Origin of the sequence: Streptomyces odonnellii, assembly GCF_000981895.1 — a bacterium.
Lineage (GTDB): Bacteria > Actinomycetota > Actinomycetes > Streptomycetales > Streptomycetaceae > Streptomyces > Streptomyces odonnellii.
In genome coordinates this window covers 1-17,799 of the sequence record NZ_LATD01000354.1, presented here as the reverse complement: position 1 = coordinate 17,799, position 17,799 = coordinate 1, and the positions used below count along the sequence as shown (strand labels likewise).

General features: G+C 70.5%; 15 protein-coding genes. 8 read left to right on the top strand and 7 right to left on the bottom strand.

All coding sequences use genetic code 11. The features are described 5' to 3' along the window. Positions 1–87: 87 nt before the first annotated feature. Entirely contained in the window at positions 88–900 is an 813-nt protein-coding gene (gene ddaH / locus WH07_RS29120) for a dimethylargininase (protein ID WP_232789095.1), read from the bottom strand. Positions 901–1,243: 343 nt separating this feature from the next. On the opposite strand from ddaH, the gene WH07_RS29115 reads away from it, so the two are divergent. Further along, positions 1,244–2,086 (top strand): TIM barrel protein, encoded by an 843-nt coding sequence (locus tag WH07_RS29115; protein WP_046506347.1) that lies wholly within the window; start codon positions 1,244–1,246, stop codon positions 2,084–2,086. 54 nt (positions 2,087–2,140) lie between these two features. After that, positions 2,141–3,031 carry a 2-hydroxy-3-oxopropionate reductase gene (locus WH07_RS29110; RefSeq protein WP_046506344.1) on the top strand — a complete coding sequence of 297 codons (891 nt, stop codon included), beginning with the start codon at positions 2,141–2,143 and terminating at the stop codon, positions 3,029–3,031. A 388-nt stretch (positions 3,032–3,419) separates the two neighbouring features. Here WH07_RS29110 and gcl read toward each other — a convergent pair whose 3' ends face one another. Further along, complete coding sequence (gene gcl, locus WH07_RS29105) at positions 3,420–5,189, bottom strand: glyoxylate carboligase (RefSeq protein ID WP_046506341.1); 1,770 nt, start codon at positions 5,187–5,189, stop codon at positions 3,420–3,422. A gap of 276 nt (positions 5,190–5,465) precedes the next feature. On the opposite strand from gcl, the gene WH07_RS29100 reads away from it, so the two are divergent. After that, positions 5,466–6,254 (top strand): hypothetical protein, encoded by a 789-nt coding sequence (locus WH07_RS29100; protein WP_046506339.1) that lies wholly within the window; start codon positions 5,466–5,468, stop codon positions 6,252–6,254. A gap of 100 nt (positions 6,255–6,354) precedes the next feature. Here the strand turns inward: WH07_RS29100 and WH07_RS29095 are convergent, their stop codons facing one another. Beyond that, entirely contained in the window at positions 6,355–7,815 is a 1,461-nt protein-coding gene (locus tag WH07_RS29095) for a phosphoribosyltransferase family protein (protein ID WP_046506336.1), read from the bottom strand. Positions 7,816–7,938: 123 nt separating this feature from the next. Further along, positions 7,939–8,448 (bottom strand): DUF6328 family protein, encoded by a 510-nt coding sequence (locus WH07_RS29090; RefSeq protein ID WP_332836381.1) that lies wholly within the window; start codon positions 8,446–8,448, stop codon positions 7,939–7,941. Positions 8,449–8,619: 171 nt separating this feature from the next. Between WH07_RS29090 and WH07_RS29085 the strand changes: the two genes are divergently transcribed. Further along, entirely contained in the window at positions 8,620–9,087 is a 468-nt protein-coding gene (locus tag WH07_RS29085) for a cyclic nucleotide-binding domain-containing protein (RefSeq protein ID WP_046506333.1), read from the top strand. A 713-nt stretch (positions 9,088–9,800) separates the two neighbouring features. Next, on the top strand, positions 9,801–11,537 hold the full coding sequence (poxB, locus tag WH07_RS29080) for a ubiquinone-dependent pyruvate dehydrogenase (protein ID WP_046506330.1): 1,737 nt from the start codon (positions 9,801–9,803) through the stop codon (positions 11,535–11,537). Between the two features lie 133 nt (positions 11,538–11,670). On the opposite strand, the gene WH07_RS29075 is transcribed toward poxB, so the two are convergent. Next, positions 11,671–13,212, bottom strand: coding sequence for an AMP-binding protein (locus WH07_RS29075; protein ID WP_046506327.1), 1,542 nt, complete (start codon positions 13,210–13,212; stop codon positions 11,671–11,673). 415 nt (positions 13,213–13,627) lie between these two features. On the opposite strand from WH07_RS29075, the gene WH07_RS29070 reads away from it, so the two are divergent. After that, positions 13,628–14,314 carry a CBS domain-containing protein gene (locus WH07_RS29070; RefSeq protein WP_046506321.1) on the top strand — a complete coding sequence of 229 codons (687 nt, stop codon included), beginning with the start codon at positions 13,628–13,630 and terminating at the stop codon, positions 14,312–14,314. Between the two features lie 65 nt (positions 14,315–14,379). Here WH07_RS29070 and WH07_RS29065 read toward each other — a convergent pair whose 3' ends face one another. Both WH07_RS29065 and WH07_RS42260 read right to left on the bottom strand, forming a co-directional pair. Next, positions 14,380–15,423, bottom strand: a complete 1,044-nt coding sequence (locus WH07_RS29065; protein WP_046506318.1) for a zinc-dependent alcohol dehydrogenase family protein — start codon at positions 15,421–15,423, stop codon at positions 14,380–14,382. Further along, positions 15,420–15,692: a CBS domain-containing protein gene (locus tag WH07_RS42260; RefSeq protein WP_408645950.1), complete on the bottom strand. Its 273-nt coding sequence runs from the start codon at positions 15,690–15,692 to the stop codon at positions 15,420–15,422. Before WH07_RS42260 ends, WH07_RS29065 begins: the two co-directional genes overlap by 4 nt. A gap of 320 nt (positions 15,693–16,012) precedes the next feature. Here WH07_RS42260 and WH07_RS29055 point away from each other — a divergent pair, with 320 nt between their 5' ends. Both WH07_RS29055 and WH07_RS29050 read left to right on the top strand, forming a co-directional pair. Then, positions 16,013–17,044 (top strand): Acg family FMN-binding oxidoreductase, encoded by a 1,032-nt coding sequence (locus WH07_RS29055; RefSeq protein ID WP_332836380.1) that lies wholly within the window; start codon positions 16,013–16,015, stop codon positions 17,042–17,044. 155 nt (positions 17,045–17,199) lie between these two features. After that, entirely contained in the window at positions 17,200–17,646 is a 447-nt protein-coding gene (locus WH07_RS29050; RefSeq protein WP_052744593.1) for a pyridoxamine 5'-phosphate oxidase family protein, read from the top strand. Positions 17,647–17,799 lie beyond the last annotated feature (153 nt).

The following is a 17,799-nucleotide window of genomic DNA, read 5'->3' as shown; positions in this document are numbered from 1 at the left end:
CCACGACCGACTGCCGGCGGCCGTCCGTCCTGGACGGCGGGCCGTGGACTGCCGACGGCCGGCCGTCCACGACCGGCCGCCCCGTCATCAGCCCCGGATCTCCTGGGTGCAGCACTTCGCCCCGCCGCCCGCCTTGTGGAACTCCGACAGATCGACGGGCACGGGTACGTACCCGTCCCGGGCGAGCTGCCCGATGAGCCCCACCGCCTCGGGCGCGACGACCACATGGCGCCCGTCGGAGACGGAGTTCAGCCCGAAGGCCATCGCGTCCTCCCGGCTCGCGATCAGAGCCCGCGGGAAGAGCCGCTCCAGGACACCGCGGCTCCCGGGCGAGAACGCCCCGGGGTAGTACGCGACGTTCTCGTCGTCCAGGGCGAACAGGGCGGTGTCCAGGTGGTAGAAGTACGGGTCCACGAGCCGCAGCCCGACCGTCGGCACCCCGAAGAACTCCTGGGCCTCCTGGTGCGCCGCGGGGGTCGTACGGAAGCCGGTGCCGGCCAGGACGAGTCCGCCGACCGGTACGAAGTCCCCCTCGCCCTCGCACACCGCGTCGGGGGTGTGCGTCTCGTATCCCGCCTCCTTGAACCACGCCGCGTACACGCCGGCTTCGGGCTGGCGTTGCGCCGCGTGGAAACGGGAGCCGAAGACCTTGCCTTCCAGGACGAGCGCGGCATTGGCCGCGAACACCATGTCGGGCAGTCCCACGATGGGCTGCACCGACTCGACCGTATGGCCGAGGCCGCGGTAGGCGCGTACGAGCGACTCCCACTGGGCGTGCGCGAGGGCGGTGTCGACGGGCTCGTCCAGGCGCATCCAGGGGTTGATGGCGTAACTGACGGCGAAGTGGCGGGGTTCGCAGGTGAGATAGCGCCGGGGCCGGGGCACGCGGACGGGCGGCACGGGGTTTCCTCTCGCCGACGGGAACGCGACGTGAACACGACGGGGGAACGCGACGGGCTACGGCGGGATGCCGGACCGAAAACGGGATGCCTCAACGATAGGAACCGGACGAGACGGCGCTCAAGCCGCGGATGTTGCGCGCGGACGCAAGAATGCGACGTCATGGGGCCGTTCGGCGGCGGTTCGTTGCGCCGGGCCGCCCACCGCGCGGAGGGGGCGCCGCGCAGCCCCGGATTTCCGCCGTCTTCCCCCGTCACCTCTTGACAGCCCAGGAGCCCCACGGGCAGGCTTTCCATCAAGCAGAAGATGACTTCCGCAATACGGAAGGAGCGCCTGACTCCTCATGGCCCCTCTCTCCACGAACGGGCGCGGCACCGAGCAGCGCTTCGATGTGAACCTGTCCATCCTCTTCACCGAGCTTCCCCTGCTGGAGCGCCCCGCGGCCGCCGCGGCGGCGGGCTTCGGCGCGGTGGAGCTGTGGTGGCCCTGGATCGACACCCCCACCCCGCCGGGGGCCGAGCTGACCGCCCTCAAGAACGCGCTCGACGACGCGGGCACCCAGCTCGTGGGGCTGAACTTCTACGCCGGACAGCTTCCGGGGCCCGACCGCGGCGCGCTCTCCGTGCCCGGTGAGGAATCCGAGCGGTTCCGCGCCAATGTCGAGGTCGCGGCCGGCTTCGCCGACTCCGTGGGTTGCCGCGCGCTCAACGCGCTGTACGGCAATCGCGTCGAGGGTGTCGCCCCGGACGTCCAGGACGCCCTCGCCCTGGACAATCTCGTGCTGGCCGCCCGCGCGGCCCACGAGACCGGGGCGACCCTGCTCATCGAGACGCTCAACAAGCCGGAGTCCCCGCGCTATCCGCTGGTGAGCGCCGAGTCCGCGATCGAGGTCGTCGACCGGGTCAACGAGGCCACGGGGCTCGGCAACGCCGCGTTCCTGCTCGATCTCTACCACCTGTCGATGAACGGGGAGGACCTGCCCGGGGTCATCGACCGGTACGCCGACAGGACCGGCCACGTACAGATCGCGGACAACCCGGGCCGTGGTGCTCCGGGCACCGGTGCGCTGCCGCTGGACGATCTCATCGGGCGGCTGCGGAAGGCCGGTTACGCCGGCTGGATCGGCCTGGAGTACAAGCCGGGCGACCGCCCGAGCGCCGAGGCCTTCGGCTGGCTCGCCAACTGACCACCTTCACGGGCGTGTCGAGAAGCGCGCGCGTGTGCTGAAAGAGGGCACCTCATGAGTAATCTTCCCAAGATCGCGTGGATCGGCCTCGGCATCATGGGCTCGCCCATGTCCGAGAACCTGATCAAGGCCGGTTACTCGGTGACCGGTTACACCCTGGAGCAGCCCAAGCTCGACCGGCTGGCCGCGGCCGGCGGTACGGTCGCCGGCTCGGTCGCCGAGGCGGTCGGGGACGCCGATGTCATCATCACGATGGTGCCCGCCTCCCCGCAGGTCGAGGCCGTCGCGTACGGCGAGGACGGCATCCTGGAGAACGCCAGGAGCGGCGCGCTGCTGATCGACATGTCGTCCATCACCCCGCAGACCTCGGTGGATCTGGCGAAGAACGCGGCCGGGAAGGGCATCAGGGTGCTGGACGCCCCGGTCTCCGGCGGCGAGGCCGGGGCCATCGAGGCGGTCCTCTCCATCATGGTGGGCGGTGAGCGCGCCGACTTCGACGCGGCCAAGCCGCTGTTCGAGGCCCTCGGCAAGACCATCGTGCTGTGCGGGCCGCACGGCGCGGGCCAGACGGTGAAGGCCGCCAACCAGCTCATCGTCGCGGTGAACATCCAGGCGTGCGCCGAGGCCGTGGTCTTCCTGGAGAAGTCCGGGGTCGACCTCACCGCGGCCCTCGATGTCCTCAACGGCGGTCTGGCCGGCTCGACCGTGCTGACCCGGAAGAAGGACAACTTCCTGAACCGGGACTTCAAGCCCGGCTTCCGGATCGATCTGCACCACAAGGACATGGGCATCGTCACGGACGCCGCGCGCAATGTCGGGGCCGCGCTTCCGGTCGGCGCCGTGGTCGCCCAGTTGGTGGCCTCCCTGCGCGCGCAGGGCGACGGCGGCCTGGACCACTCCGCGCTGCTGCGCTCCGTCGAGCGCCTCTCCGGTGACCAGGTCTGACCACCGGTGACCAGGTCCGGCCGTCCCGGCTGCTCCACGCCTCCCGGCCGGGCACGGCCCCCTGACCCCGGGCGGCGCCAGCGCTGACACCTGTCCTGTCGCGCCCAGGCGCTGCCGCCGCCCGGCCTGCCCGGCGTACGTACGTGAGGCCACGCGCGTACGGCGTACGGAAGAGCGCGGAGTACGGAACCCTCCCGTACTCCGCGCTCTTCCGCATGCCCGTCGCGAGCCGGGCCCGGGACCGTACGGCCGCACGGGGACGGCTGCACCGGAACGGCCGCGTACGGCTGCACAGAGCCGCCGGTACGCCGGTAGGCAGACGACGGCCCCCGCACCGGAACGCTCCCGGCGCGGGGGCCGTGTCCCTCCGCCACTGACCGGTCGGGGGTCAGGTCAACGGCAGGATCTCCGTGGGCGCGTGCCACGGCTCGGTGGCGAGATCCTCGAACTCGTTCACGCTCGCGATGTCGGTACCGCTCATCGAGATGTTCGTGATCCGCTCCAGGATCGCCTCGACCACGACCGGGACCCGGAACTCGGCGGCGAGCTTCTTCGCCTCCTCGAAGGCCGGCAGCAGCCCGTCCGGCTCGGTGACCCGGATCGCCTTGCAGCCCAGGCCCTCGGCGACCTTGACATGGTCGACGCCGTAGACGCCCAACTCGGGCGAGTTGAGGTTCTCGAACTCCAGATTGACCTGGAAGTCGATGTTGAAGTTGCGCTGTGCCTGGCGGATCAGCCCCAGGTACGAGTTGTTCACCAGCACATGCACATACGGGATGCGGTGCTGCGCGCCGACCGCCAGTTCCTCCAGCATGAACTGGAAGTCGTAGTCCCCGGAGAGGGCGACGACCGTGGCCTCGGGATCGGCGGTGGCGACACCCAGCGCGGCGGGGATGGTCCAGCCGAGCGGTCCGGCCTGGCCGCAGTTGATCCAGTGGCGCGGCCGGTAGACGTGCAGCATCTGCGCGCCGGCGATCTGGGAGAGGCCGATGGTGGTGACGTACCGGGTCTCGGGACCGAACGCCCGGTTCATCTCCTCGTACACCCGCTGCGGCTTGAGCGGCACATTGTCGAAGTGCGTACGGCGGTGCAGCGTGGCCTTGCGCTCCTGCGCGGAGGCGGCCCACGCGGCGCGGTCGGGCAGTGCGCCCGCGGCCTTCAGCTCCTTCGCGACCTCGACGAACAGCTCCAGCGCGACCGCCGCGTCCGAAGCGATGCCGTAGTCGGGCGCGAAGATCTTGCCGATCTGGGTGGGTTCGATGTCGACGTGGACGAACTTCCTGCCCCGGGTGTAGACATCGAGCTTCCCGGTGTGACGGTTGGCCCAGCGGTTGCCGATGCCGAGGACGAAGTCCGACTCCAGGAAGGTCGCGTTGCCGTAGCGGTGCGAGGTCTGGAGGCCCACCATTCCGGCGTTCAGCGCGTGGTCGTCCGCGATGGCGCCCCAGCCCATCAGGGTCGGGATGACCGGGGTCCCGGTCAGCTCGGCGAACTCGACCAGCAGTTCGGAGGCGTCGGCGTTGATGACACCGCCGCCCGCGACGATCAGCGGGCGCTCGGACGCGTTGAGCATCGCGAGGGCCTTCTCGATCTGCGCGCGGCTCGCGGCCGGCTTGTAGACCGGCAGCGGCTGGTACGTCTCGGGGTCGAACTCGATCTCGGTGAGCTGGACATCGAGCGGCAGATCGACGAGGACAGGACCAGGGCGGCCCGAGCGCATCAGATGGAAGGCCTGCTGGAAGACGCCGGGCACCTGCGCGGCCTCCAGGACGGTCGTCGCCGACTTGGTGACGGGCCGGGCGATCGAGGCGATGTCGACGGCCTGGAAGTCCTCCTTGTGGATCACCGCGGTCGGTGCCTGGCCGGTGATGCAGAGGATCGGGATCGAGTCACCGGTCGCGGAGTAGAGGCCGGTGATCATGTCGGTGCCGGCGGGCCCGGACGTACCGATGCAGACACCGATGTTGCCCGGGTGCGTACGGGTGTAGCCCTCGGCCATGTGCGAGGCGCCCTCGACATGGCGGGCGAGCGTGTGATGAACCCCGCCGGAGGCCTTCAGTGCTGCGTAGAAGGGGTTGATCGCGGCGCCCGGCACACCGAACGCGTTTGTCACGCCCTCGCGCTTGAGGATCTCAACTGCCGCGCGGGCAGCGGTCATTCGAGGCATGGAGTACTCCTGCTTCGGCCGGCGGATTCGGGCTCTGTCGCGCCACCTGAGAGTCGATTCCGTAATGCGGAAGTTTAGTTCTGAGATACGGAATCAATTTAGGATGGACCGGGTACGGCGTCAAGGGATGGCCGAAGACCCTCCCCATGGCCCGCGCCCTGGCGGCATGTGCCCTCGTCATGGCCGCGCCGGTGGTGGACCATGGAACGACGGAGCGCGGCGGGCGCGGCGCGGCCGTAGAACCAGCAAGCCTGAGAGGGGTGCCGGGTGGGCGAGAGCATCCCGGTGAGCTGCCCGTCCTGCGGCCGTAGGCACACCTTTGTGGCATCGGTGCACTCCTGCGCGTGCGGGGCTCCGGTGGCGCCCTCGCTGGCCATGGGCGCTCCGGTCGAGCCGGTCACGCAGCGCAGTTGGGCGGAGGAGTGGGTGCGGGTCCGCTGTGCGGCCTGCGGGCGGGAGGACCACTGGCCACGGCCGGAACTGGGCTGCCCGTGCGGGGCGATGCTGCGGATCCCGGTACGGCGGGAGGGGACGGCGAGCCCGGCGGACCCCTCCCGGGCGGCGGGCCCCGCGGCGGATCCGGCGGACGTGGCGGAACCCCTGCCGGATCCGCGTCGGGACGGCCCGCCCACGCATATCCCGCTGCCCCGGACCGCCGCGACGCCGCGCCCCTCCTTCCGCCCGCTGACGATCCGTACCGCCGACGACGCGGTGACGGCCGCGGCGCTCTATCTGCGCTGGCTGGGCTTCAAGAGCGTCATCCGGACCGGGGAGGGCAGGCCGGGCAGGCCCGCCGGTATCGATCTGCGCGGCCCCGGCGTGCTCGCCCAGGTCGACCCGACCACCCGCCCGGCCACTTCGCGCGCCGTCGAGTGCCTCTGGCTGAACGGGCTGAACGCGTCCGTGGTGAGTGTCTTCTTCTCCCTCGCGGGGTACGCCGACGAGGCCCGCGCCCGCGCGGACGAACTGAGCGTGCCGCTCTTCGTCCTCGACCTCACGGGCACTCCGCGTCCGGTCAACGGCCCGGCGGACGAACTGGTCTCGGCGGGCGCGTGAGATCCCGCTTCAGCGCCCGCGGCCTTCGGTGTTCGCTGCCTCGGGGCTCGCTGCCTGCGGTGCTCGCTGCCTGCCGGGGGGGCCGAGGCGTGGGTGCGGTTCAGCGCTCGCGGCCCGGGTGCGGACCCAGGGCGGCTCCGCGCGGGAACAGATGCCCGGCGAACCACTCGGCGGCCAGTTCCGCCACGGCTTCGAGCGCGCCGGGTTCCTCGAAGAGATGCGTGGCGCCCGGCACCACGGCCACCCGGTACTCGCAGCGCAGCCGGTCGGCCGCCTGCCGGTTGAGACGCAGCACCTCGGTGTCCGCTCCGCCGACGATCAGCAGCGTGGGCGCCCGTACCTCGGCGAGCCGGCCCGCCGCGAGATCGGGACGGCCGCCGCGCGAGACCACCGCCGCGATGTCCATGTGCGGCTCGGCCGCCGACATCAGGGCCGCGGCGGCGCCGGTGCTGGCGCCGAAGTAGCAGACCGGCAGGGCGTGTTCACGAAGGAGCCACTGGGTGGTCAGGGTGAGCCGCTCGGCCAGCAGCCCGATGTCGAAGACATTGGTACGGTTCATCGCCTCGTCGGGCGAGAGCAGATCGAACAGCAGGGTGCCGAGGCCGGCCCGGTTCAGGGCGGTGGCCACGGCCTGGTTGCGCGGGCTGTGCCGGCTGCTTCCGCTGCCGTGCGCGAAGGCCACGACGCCCGGCGTTCCGTCCGGCAGGACCAGGTTCCCGGGCAGCCGGACCGGCCCGGCGCTCACGACGACCTCGGGATCCGCCATGCCCGTACCCGTACCGAAGCCCGTACCCGTACCCGTACCGGTGCCGGTACTGGGCCCGGTTCCGGTGCCGGGCCCGGTGCCCGTTCCGCGGCCGGGTCCAGGGCTCGCACCCGTGCCCGTACCCGTAGCGGCACTCATACGTACGGTCCCGCCGTCGTCCGGCATCGCACCCCGGGCGAGCAGGGCAGCCACCTCGTCGTCGCCGGTCTGCGCGAAGTCCACGTACCACTGGCCGACCGAGCCGAAGTACTCCGGCGACGACAGGCACACCACGTCGTCCGCCTCCTGGCGCAGCCAGGCCAGGGCCTGGGCCGGTGCCAGCGGTACGGCCAGCACCACCCGGGCCGCGCCGCGCGCCCGCGCCACCCGGCAGGCGGCGGACGCGGTGGAGCCGGTGGCGATGCCGTCGTCGACGATCACCGCCGTACGGCCCCTGAGCCCGACCGGCGGGCGGTCGCCCCGATAGCGCCGCAGCCGCAGCTCCAGCGCGGCCCGCGCGTCCTCCTCCACCGCCGCGCGCTCGCGCGCGCCGACCCGGGCGGCGCGGACCACATCGTCATTCATGATCCGTACGCCCTCCTCGCCGATCGCGCCGAATCCCAGCTCGGGCTGGTACGGCACGCCCAGCTTGCGTACGGCGATCACATCGAGCGGCGCATGCAGCGCCCGGGCCACCTCGTACGCGACCGGGATCCCGCCGCGCGGCAGGCCCAGCACCACGGGGTCGACGAGATCCATCCGTTCCACTTCTTCGGCCAGCCGTCTCCCGGCGGCCGTTCGGTCGACGAAGCGCATGATCCGCCTCCTCTCCCGGGGCTCTGCGGCCCGTATCGGGAACTCTTTCCATCCAACCCCAAAACACCTGAACCGGCAGGACCGTCGCGAAAGCGTCGACGAAGGGCGTCTCGGTGCAGGGCGTCAACGACGGCGCAGCACGCGCGGCAGCCCGAACCACAGCCCGGCGAACATGGCGCACGAGACCGCGGTGATCACGATCGCCGACGTCCGGCTGAGCACGACGTCCATCAGCAGCAGAACGGCGCCGTTGAGCGAGAGGGCGAGGAAGACCAGCCCCGCTTCGGCCAGCCGTCCGGACAGATTCACGATCCGGCGCTTGACGCCCTGGCGGAAGAGGACCCGGTGCACGGCGACGGGGGTGGCGAGCAGTGCGGAGGAGACCACGGTGAGCAGCAGGGTGACCACGTAGGTGATGCGCTGGAATTCGTCGAGTTCGGGAAACCGGTTGGTGAAGGCCACACCGAGCAGGAAGGCGAAGACGATCTGCACCCCGGTCTGGACGACCCGCAGCTCCTGGAGGAGTTCGGCCATGTTCCGGTCGGCGCGCTCGTCGGCGGTCTCATGGCGAACCGGCCGGTGGCCGTCCTGTCGACCGTCCCGCTGGCTGTCGTCGTCCGGCTGCATGGGCATTGCCCCATTCTCCGCCGTCCCCGGGGAGCGGGCCGGCAGGACTCTCCGTACGGAAGCGCATGCCCCATAGCGCGGGGCGAATTCCTGATGGAGTCTGGAGAGGAAGAACCCGCAGGCCGCCGGGTGGTTCGTGGGCCGGCCGCCGCGGCATTTTCCGAGGAGGCGGCACTGATGACCACCACCATTGACACCACCTTGCACGCGCTCCCCATCCATCACAGAGAACGCCTGATGCGCGGCGCGCGCGAGGTGAACTTCCCCGAGGGCACCCGTCTCTTCGACGAGGGGCAGTCCGCCGACCGCTTCTGGATAGTGCGCAGCGGCTGCGTGATCCTCGACGTGCGGGTGCCGGGCCGCCGCCCGGCCGAGGTCGGGTCGCTGGGCGCCGGCAGTCTCGTCGGATGGTCCTGGCTCTTCCCGCCGTTCACCTGGCAGCTCGGGGCGGAGGCAATGACTCTCGTACGCACCTATGAGTTCGACGCCGAGGACGTACGGCGGATGTGCCGCGCCGATCCGGTCTTCGGGCAGGCGGTGGCGCTCTGGATAGGCGGGGTCCTCGCGTATCGGCTGCACGAGGCGAGGACCCGTCTTCTGGACCTGTTCGCACCGCATGCCACGAACGAGGGCCCGATGCCCTGAGGCATTCCGCTTCAGTAAAAACTTTTCTGCAAATCCGGACGTTCATTTCGGCCTTTCTGAGTAACGGACTCGGAGCGCGGCGCCCGGCATCCGGGAAATGATTTCAAGGATGTCCGCCCGCATTCATTCCTCCGCGCCCGAAAAGGAAATCAGACGATGGCAAAAAAAGCATTTCAAGGCCGCGGGACTGCTCACGGCGGCTCTGGCCGCGATCGGCGGCACGGCCTTCGCCGCGCCGGCCGCCTCGACTTCGGGCGCGGCGCCGACGGCACCGACAGCGCCGCGGGTCTCGCCCTCGGCGGAGGCACTGCCGAGAGCGGCGGCGGCGTTCGGCAGTTATCCCCTGAACTACAACAGCGGCAAGTGCCTCAGCCCGGCAGGCGGAGGCGTCCTGAACAACACACGTCATCTACAACTGCGACACCGACCCGTCGCGTCTTTGGCGGGTCGGTGTCGCAGTAACGGCTCGGGGCGCGCCGAGAAGTCCGGCGGCACCACGAACGGTTCCTGGCCATCAGGGACCGTTCGTGGCATGTCCCGGTCGCACGGTCCACAGCTTGCGCGCCGTATATGCGCGCGTTGTACTAAAGGCGCCAATCTGCACTGTGCGGCCGACGTATGGGGGCCTGGGCACGTGGCGTGTGCTGTGGCAAGCGAGCCGACCGGGTGGAGCGCCACCCCACTCACAGCCCCTGAACACGCAGGAGGAACGCATGGCCGTCACGGTCGCGGATGCCATCGTCTCTACGCTCAAGGCCTCCGGCGTACGGCGGGTCTACGGCCTGCCGGGAGACTCCCTCAACGGGTTCACCGACGCCCTGCGCCGTGACGGCGGCATCGTCTGGGCGCATGTGAGGCACGAGGAGGCCGCCGCGTTCGCGGCCGCCGGCGAGGCGGGTGTCACCGGCGAACTCGCCGTCGCGGCCGGTAGCTGCGGCCCCGGGAACCTGCATCTCGTCAACGGCATGTTCGACGCGCAGCGCAGCCGGGTGCCGGTGCTCGTCATCGCCGCGCACATCCCGCGTGTGGAGATCGGCGGGGGCTACTTCCAGGAGACACACCCTCAGGAACTGTTCCGCGAGTGCAGTGTGTACTGCGAGATGGCGAGCGTGCCCGAGCAAGTGCCGAGGCTGCTGGAGATGGCCATGCGCACCGCGCTGGAGCGCGGCGGCGTCGGGGTGGTGGTCGTCCCGGGCGAGCTGTTCCTCGACCGCGCCGCCTCCTCGCCGACGCCGCGCCCGGTGTTCAAGTCGGCCTCGGTCGTCCGGCCGGACGACCGGTCGCTCGCGCATGCGGCACGCGTCCTCAACGCCGCCGGACGGGTGACCGTCCTGGCCGGGGCCGGCTGTGCGGGCGCCCACGACGAGGCGGTGGCCCTGGCCGCGGCGCTGAAGGCACCGATGGTCCACTCACTGCGCGGCAAGGACTTCCTCGAGTACGACAACCCCTACGACGTCGGGCTGACCGGGCTGATCGGCTACAGCTCCGGCTACCGGGCGATGGAGCACTGCGACGCGCTGCTGATGCTCGGCACCGACTTCCCCTACCGGTCGTTCTACCCCGAGAACGTCCCCGTCGTGCAGGTCGACGTGCGCGGCGAGCAGATCGGCCGCCGCACGCCGGTGGAGGTCCCGCTGGTGGGGACCGTCAAGGACACCGCGCAGGCGCTGCTTCCCCTGCTGGAGCACCGGACGGACAACGACTTCGCGGAGCGGATGACCGGGCACTACCGGCGGGTGCGGGCCCGTCTGGACCGGCTGGCCGAGGCCAGACCCACCGACTCCCCCATGCACCCGCAGCAGGTCGCCGCCGCGATCGACCGGCTGGCGGCGCGTGACGCGGCCTTCACCGCCGACGTCGGCACCCCCACGGTCTGGGCCGCACGTTATCTGCGTATGAACGGCGAGAGGCGGCTCATCGGCTCCTTCAACCACGGCTCGATGGCCAACGCGCTGCCGCACGCGATCGGCATCCAGGCCAGTCAGCCCGGCCGCCAGGTGGTCGCCCTGTCGGGCGACGGCGGCCTGGCCATGCTGCTCGGCGAACTGATCACACTGCGCCAACTGGACCTGCCGGTCAAGATCGTCGTCTTCAACAACTCGGCGCTGTCCTTCGTCGAGCTGGAGATGACCGCCGCGGGCATCGTCACCTACGGCACCGGTCTCGACAACCCCGACTTCAGCGCCCTCGCCCGCGCCTCCGGCCTGTTCGCGGCGCGCGTCGAACGCGCCGACGATCTGGAGGACGTCCTGCGCGCGGCCTTCGCGCACAACGGACCGGCACTGATCGACGCCCGCACCGAACGGCACGAGCTGTCACTGCCCCCGAAGATCACCCTTGAGCAGCTCAAGGGCTTCACCCTCTTCGCCACCCGGACCATCCTCTCCGGCCGGGGCGACGAGATCCTCGAACTCACCAAGACCAACCTGCGCCAGCTCAGCACCGAGTAGAGCGGCAGCCGAGCAGAGCAGCACCGTGTAGCGCACCAGCCTCGTCGTTCCGGCTGCCCACGGCTTTCAGGTGCGTCGGCCTTGTCGCGGCCATGCGCGCCACCGCGAGCGTGACCGACGGCAGGTCCGCCGGTCAGTTGACTCCTCGGTCCAGGCCGGACCAGTACGGCTCGCGGAGTTTGTACTTCTGGATCTTGCCGGTCGCCGTGCGGGGGATGGCATCGCGGAATTCGACGGACGTCGGCGCCTTGTAGCCGGCCATCCGCTGCTTGCAGTGGGCGATGATGTCGGCCTCCTCGGCCGTCCCGCCGTCCACGAGGACCACCAGGGCCTTGATCGTCTCGCCCCACTTCTCGTGGGGCACACCGATGACGGCCACCTCCGCGACCGCGGGGTGACTGAAGATCGTGTCCTCCACCTCGATCGACGACACGTTCTCGCCACCCGTGATGATCACGTCCTTCTTCCGGTCGGAGATCGTCAGATGCCCGTCGGCGTCGTCGAACGTGCCGCCGTCGCCGGTGCGGAACCAGCCGTCCTCAAGGACGGCCGAGGTCTCCTCCGGCTTGTCCCAGTACCCGTCGAGTACGACGTTCGACCGGGCCAGGACCTCCCCCGACTCGGAGACCTTCAGCCTGGCGCCGAGCGCGGGGAGTCCCGCGCGGGAGAGCCTGCGCGCGCGTTCCTCCGCGGGCAGGTCCTCGTCGCCGGGCCTGGTCCGGTTGAAGGTGAGCAGGGGTGATGTCTCGGTCAGACCGTAGATCTGAGTGAATTCCCAGCCCAGTTCCTCGTCCACGCGCTGGATCATCCTGCTCGGCGGCGGGGCACCCGCGCAGACGATCCGTACCCGGTCACGGCCCGGGATCTCCCCTTCCCAGGACGCCGCCGCGTCCAGCACCGCGTTCCAGACCGCGGGCGCGCCGCACATCAGCGTGACTCCGTGCTCGTCGACCCGGCGCAGGATCTCCGTACCGTCCACCTTGCGCAGCACCACCTGTTTGACGCCCAGTCCGGCCATCACGAACGGCATCCCCCAGCCGTTGCAGTGGAACATCGGCAACGTGTGCAGATAGACGTCCCGCTCCCACACCCGGGTGTGCAGCCCGAAGGTGAGCCCGTTGACCCAGATGTTGCGGTGGGTCAGTTGAACACCCTTGGGGCGGGCGGTGGTTCCCGACGTGTAGTTGATCGTCGCGGTGGCGTCCTCGTCCGGCCTCGACCACGGGCGCGGCTCGACGCCGAAGCGCATGAGTCCGGCCTCGGTCTGCTCGCCCAGGACGAAGCGGTGGCGCGCCTTGATCCGGGAGAGCGCGGCGTCCAGCTCGGGGTCGACGAACAGGACCGAGGCGCCGCTCTGCCGCACCACGTACTCGATCTCCTCTGGCTTCAGACGGAAGTTGACGGGCACACAGATCCGCCCGCTCATCGGCACCGCGAAGAGCAGTTCGAGCAGGCGGGCGGAGTTGTGGCTCACCACCGCCACCCGCTCGCCCTCCCCCACACCGAGCGCGTCGAGCCCCGCCTGCCAGGCGCGTACCCGCTCGCCGAGCCGCCCGTACGTCGACACGGGCACGGGCGGACCGGGTTGATCCTGCTCATCGACCACACCCGGGCTGGTACGGAACCCCCGCTCCGCCCGGTCGAGAAAGTCCGCCACGGTCATCGGAACCCGCATTGCTCTCTCCCTCTGTCCGGAACGAGCGCCTGTCGGGCGCTCAATCGCACTGGGAAAGGGACTTCCCCCGTTCTTGACGCCTTGAACGGTTCATCGGAGCCACGCGTCATCAAAGCCACGCGCTCTCCTCGCCCCACACGTCCCCACACGTCCATCGCGCTGAACGGTTCCTCCGACAGGTCCTGTTGGTCTGGAGGCCGACCGGATCGCCGGTGTGGGGGCGGTACGGGGCCGGTGTGGGCCGTTCGGACCGGAGCGGGGGCCGGTCAGCCCATGGGCCCGGCGGGTCGGTGGACCCACGCTTGTTGTAGTGGCGACCAGTGTCGTAGTGGCAACCAGTTCATGACAGGGACCGGTTGCTGGCAGGGACCGGTTGCTGACAGGCCTGTCCGTTCAATCCGCTGGAGGAGGGATCATGCATCACACTCCGCACACCGTGAGCGATGTGATGACGCATGCCGTGGTCTCGGTCAGCCCGGAGGCCGGGTTCAAGGAGATCGTGGACACCATGGAGAGGTGGAACGTGAGCGCCCTGCCGGTCCTGGGGAACGACGGCCGGGTGATCGGCGTGGTGTCCGAGGCGGATCTGCTCCCCAAGGAGGAGTTCCGGGACTCGGATCCCGGCCGCGTGGAACAGATGCGGCGCCTCGACGATCTGCGCAAGGCCGGAGCGGTGACCGCCGCGGAGGTGATGACCGCCCCCGCCGTCACGGTCCGGGAGGACGCCACCCTCGCCCAGGCGGCACGTGCCATGGCCCGGAGAACCCTCAAGCGGCTGCCCGTGGTCGACTCCTCGGGAAGGCTCGACGGAATCGTCAGCCGCTGCGATCTGCTCAAGGTGTTCCTCCGGTCGGACGAGGATCTCGCGGAGGAGGTGCGTGAGGACGTCGTCGACCACCTCTTCCTGGTGTCCCGCGAGAACGTGCGGGTCACCGTGGTGAACGGCGTGGTCACACTGAGCGGCCAGATCCATGACACCGCTCTCGTCCCGCTGGCGGCCCGCCTGACACGCGCGGTCGAAGGGGTGGTGGACGTCGAGTGCGCGCTCGTGGGTCCGGGCATCGGACCGGTCGAGCCGCCGTTGACGCGCCCGCAGCTCTGACTTGGCCCCGGCTCTGACTTGACTCTGTTTTGAAGAAGCAGCGCGGTTTTGAAGAAGCAACGCGCTTACGCCGCGGGCCGTTCCAGGACGACCTTGAGCGCTCCGCTCTCGGGCGCCGAGAACACCTCGTACGCCTCCTCCATCCGGTCGAGTTCGAAGCTGTGGGTGACCAGCGACGAGGTGGGCAGCCGCCGGGCGGCGGTCATGTCCATCAGCATCGGGGTGGAGAAGGTGTCCACGAGCCCTGTCGTGATGGTCACGTCCTTGATCCACAGGTCTTCGAGGTGCAGTACGGCCGGCTTGCCGTGGACCCCGACATTGGCGATGTGTCCGCCCGGCCGGACCGTTCGAGCGCACAGCTCGAAGGTCTCGGGCAGTCCCACCGCCTCGATCGCCACATCGGCTCCGAGCCCCTCGGTCAGATCCTGGACCAGATGTACGGGGTCCTCCGCCGCGTCCGCCACCGCGTCGGCGCCGAACCTGCGTGCCGCCTCCAGCCTCGGCCGCGACAGATCGACCGCGACCACACGCGACGGTGAGAACAGCCGTGCCGTGGCGATGGCCGCCAGGCCAATGGGTCCCGCCCCGACCACGACCACCGTGTCACCGGGCCGGACACGGCCGTTGAGCACCCCCACCTCGTAGGCGGTGGGGAAGATGTCGGCGAGCAGGACCGCGTCCTGGCTGTCCAGCGAGCCGGGCAGCCGGTGGACGGAGAGATCGGCGAACGGTACGCGCACATACTCGGCCTGGGTCCCGTCGATGAGATGTCCCAGCACCCAGCCCCCGCCGCCGAGGCACTGGCCGTACCGGGCCTCGCGGCAGAAGCGGCAGCGCCCGCACGCCGAGATGCACGACACCAGGACCCGGTCCCCGGGCCGTACGGTGTGCACGTCACCGCCCGCCTCCACGACCTCCCCGACGGCCTCATGGCCGAGGACGGTCCCGGGGACGACCTCCGGGACGTCCCCTTTGAGGATGTGCAGATCGGTGCCGCAGATGGTGACGGAGTCGACGCGGACGATCACGTCCGCCCCGTCCTTGACCGAGGGTTCGGGGACCTCGTCCCAGGAGGACTGTCCGGGCCCGTGAAAGACGAATGCCTTCATGACGCGCATCTCCTCGTTGACTCGTTGACCCATTGAGTTGACCCATTGATTCGTTGATTCGTCTCCTCGCCGACCGGACGGCCCGCGGTGTCGACCACGGGTACGGCGCTGATGTCATGGTCCGCCAGCGCCCTGGCGATCTCCTTGAAAGGCGTCTCGGGCCGCACGCTCACCACATCGCGGGTCATCAGCTCACTGATCCTGCGGTGATCCATGTCCTCACTGCTCCCTTCATGACCATGGGCCTCGGGCTCGGGCTCGGTGGCCATGGGCCCCGGGGGCCTCGGGCCCCGGCCGCCGGACTGCGGCCACCTCTCCACGGTCCCCGGCCCCGCCACCCGGCACCATGAGCCACTCGGCCCCTCATCAGGGGAAGAACCGGCCCTTCATCGAGGGAAGCCCTCATGGCGGGACCGTCCATGACGGGAGCCTCCATGGCGGGAAAAGAGGAAACGGCCGGCTCGGGCTTCCAGGCCGACGGGTCCCGGGACAGGGCCTTACGGCCCCTGCCGCCGGCCCGGCCCCGGGAGCACGCTGGAGGGGAACGGGGATCGTCCGTCCGGGAGCACCCACTCATCCGGGAGCAGCCGTGTTGTCACCCGCGCTTGACGAAACGATGGTGAACGGCCTGGTCGCCGACGCCACGGCCGCGCCTTCGATGCACAACGCCCAGCCGTGGCGTTTCCACTACACCCCGGACAGCCGCACCCTCGCGCTCTCCGCGGACCTCGACCGCGCTCTGTCGTACCCCGACCCCACCCTGGCCGGCCTGCACCTGGGCTGCGGTGCCGCACTGCTGAATCTCCGGGTGGCGGCCGTCCACCAGGCGCTCCGCCCGGTGACGACGCTGCTGCCCGACCCCCGCGATCCCTCACTCCTGGCGACCGTACGACTCGAATCCGCGACGACCGGGACGACCGGAACGGCAGCCGCGACGGCAACCGCGGCGGAGGCACAGAACGACGGACTTCGCGCGCTCCACCCGGCGATCCACGACCGGCACACCAGCCGCCAGCCCTTCACGGACCAGGAACTGCCGGAGGAGGTACGGCGCGCACTCGTCCGCGCCGCCCGGCAGGAGGGCGCCGAACTCACCTTCCTCACCGGACCGCACCTCCAGTTCGTCCTGGATCTGATCCAGGACGCCGAGGGATACAACCGGATGGCCCCCGAAAGGGAAGCCGAGCTGAGGCAGTGGACCTGGAACGCCGCGTCCGATTCGTCCGCCGACGGAGTCCCCGACTACGCCTTCGGACCCCGCAAGGGGGGCGGTGGGGCTCCGGTGCGCGATTTCGCCGGTACGGGTGTGGTGCCCGGCAGAGCCGTGGCGGACTTCGAGGACCGGCCCCACCTCTCCCTGCTGAGCACCCCGGAAGACGGACCGGCCGACTGGCTGCGCGCGGGGCAGGCCATGGAGCGTGTCCTGCTCCTCGCCACCCTGCACGGGGTGTCCGGTACGCCCGCGACTCAGGCACTCGAACATCCCGAACTCCGGTGGCTGCTGCGCGACCCGGTGTCCGGCAGGGGCCATGTCCAGATGGTCCTGCGCCTGGGCTACGGGCCCCGCGGCCCCCGGACACCACGCCGTCCCGTGGGGGACGTGCTGACGATCGGCGACTGACGGCGGATGCCACGAGAAGCCGTGGGAAGCCGCCGGTGACGGACAACAGGCAGCGGACAGCAGGCGGACAGCAGGCAGGGGGCTACGGGCAGCGGGCAGCGGGCAGCGGGCAGCGGGCAGGGAAAACCCGAAACGACCGAGGGATGTGGTCAGTCATGACGGACCGAGCCCAGAACGATTCGCCCGAGACCGAGTTCGGGACGCTGAGCGAAGAGGACTGCCGTGCCGTGCTCTCCACGCACGGTGTCGGCCGGGTGGCCGTGAACACACGCAACGGTCCCGCTGTCGTTCCCGTCAACTACGTGGTGGCGGAGGACGGTTCACTGGCGTACCGAACGGCCCCGGGCACCGCAGCGGCGGCGGCAGCCGACCAGGAGGTCGTCTTCGAGGTCGACCATGTCGATGACGCGGTACGTCAGGGCTGGAGCGTCAATGTCGTCGGCACCGCGCGCGCCGTCACCGGGGACGCCGCCGCACGCGGACTGGACCAGCAGGCGTACACCACCCCCTGGGCGGGCGACGACCGCCGGCTGTGGCTGGCGATCTTCCCCGCGCGGATGACGGGGCGCCGCATAGGCCCGGCGCCGACTCCCGGCAGGTGACCGGACGGACCAGACGGGGCGGACGGGGCGGGGGTGCCTGTGGACAACCGCCGCGGCCGGCCCTGTGGACAACCGATGCCATGTCGCCGGCACGCCCTAGCATCGTGTTGTGAGTGATGCGGGTCTCACCAGGGGCCGCGGGGGCGGCGGGAG

What these genes read in the sequence shown, in the direction of transcription:
- WH07_RS29115 (WP_046506347.1), top strand. Translation starts at nt 1,244, where the DNA reads ATGGCCCCTCTCTCCACGAACGGGCGCGGCACCGAGCAGCGCTTCGAT.
- WH07_RS29110 (WP_046506344.1), top strand. Translation starts at nt 2,141, where the DNA reads ATGAGTAATCTTCCCAAGATCGCGTGGATCGGCCTCGGCATCATGGGC.
- gcl (WP_046506341.1), bottom strand. Translation starts at nt 5,189, where the DNA reads ATGACCGCTGCCCGCGCGGCAGTTGAGATCCTCAAGCGCGAGGGCGTG.
- WH07_RS29095 (WP_046506336.1), bottom strand. Translation starts at nt 7,815, where the DNA reads ATGCGCTTCGTCGACCGAACGGCCGCCGGGAGACGGCTGGCCGAAGAA.
- WH07_RS29090 (WP_332836381.1), bottom strand. Translation starts at nt 8,448, where the DNA reads ATGCCCATGCAGCCGGACGACGACAGCCAGCGGGACGGTCGACAGGAC.
- WH07_RS29085 (WP_046506333.1), top strand. Translation starts at nt 8,620, where the DNA reads ATGACCACCACCATTGACACCACCTTGCACGCGCTCCCCATCCATCAC.
- poxB (WP_046506330.1), top strand. Translation starts at nt 9,801, where the DNA reads ATGGCCGTCACGGTCGCGGATGCCATCGTCTCTACGCTCAAGGCCTCC.
- WH07_RS29075 (WP_046506327.1), bottom strand. Translation starts at nt 13,212, where the DNA reads ATGCGGGTTCCGATGACCGTGGCGGACTTTCTCGACCGGGCGGAGCGG.
- WH07_RS29070 (WP_046506321.1), top strand. Translation starts at nt 13,628, where the DNA reads ATGCATCACACTCCGCACACCGTGAGCGATGTGATGACGCATGCCGTG.
- WH07_RS29065 (WP_046506318.1), bottom strand. Translation starts at nt 15,423, where the DNA reads ATGAAGGCATTCGTCTTTCACGGGCCCGGACAGTCCTCCTGGGACGAG.
- WH07_RS42260 (WP_408645950.1), bottom strand. Translation starts at nt 15,692, where the DNA reads ATGGCCACCGAGCCCGAGCCCGAGGCCCATGGTCATGAAGGGAGCAGT.
- WH07_RS29050 (WP_052744593.1), top strand. Translation starts at nt 17,200, where the DNA reads ATGACGGACCGAGCCCAGAACGATTCGCCCGAGACCGAGTTCGGGACG.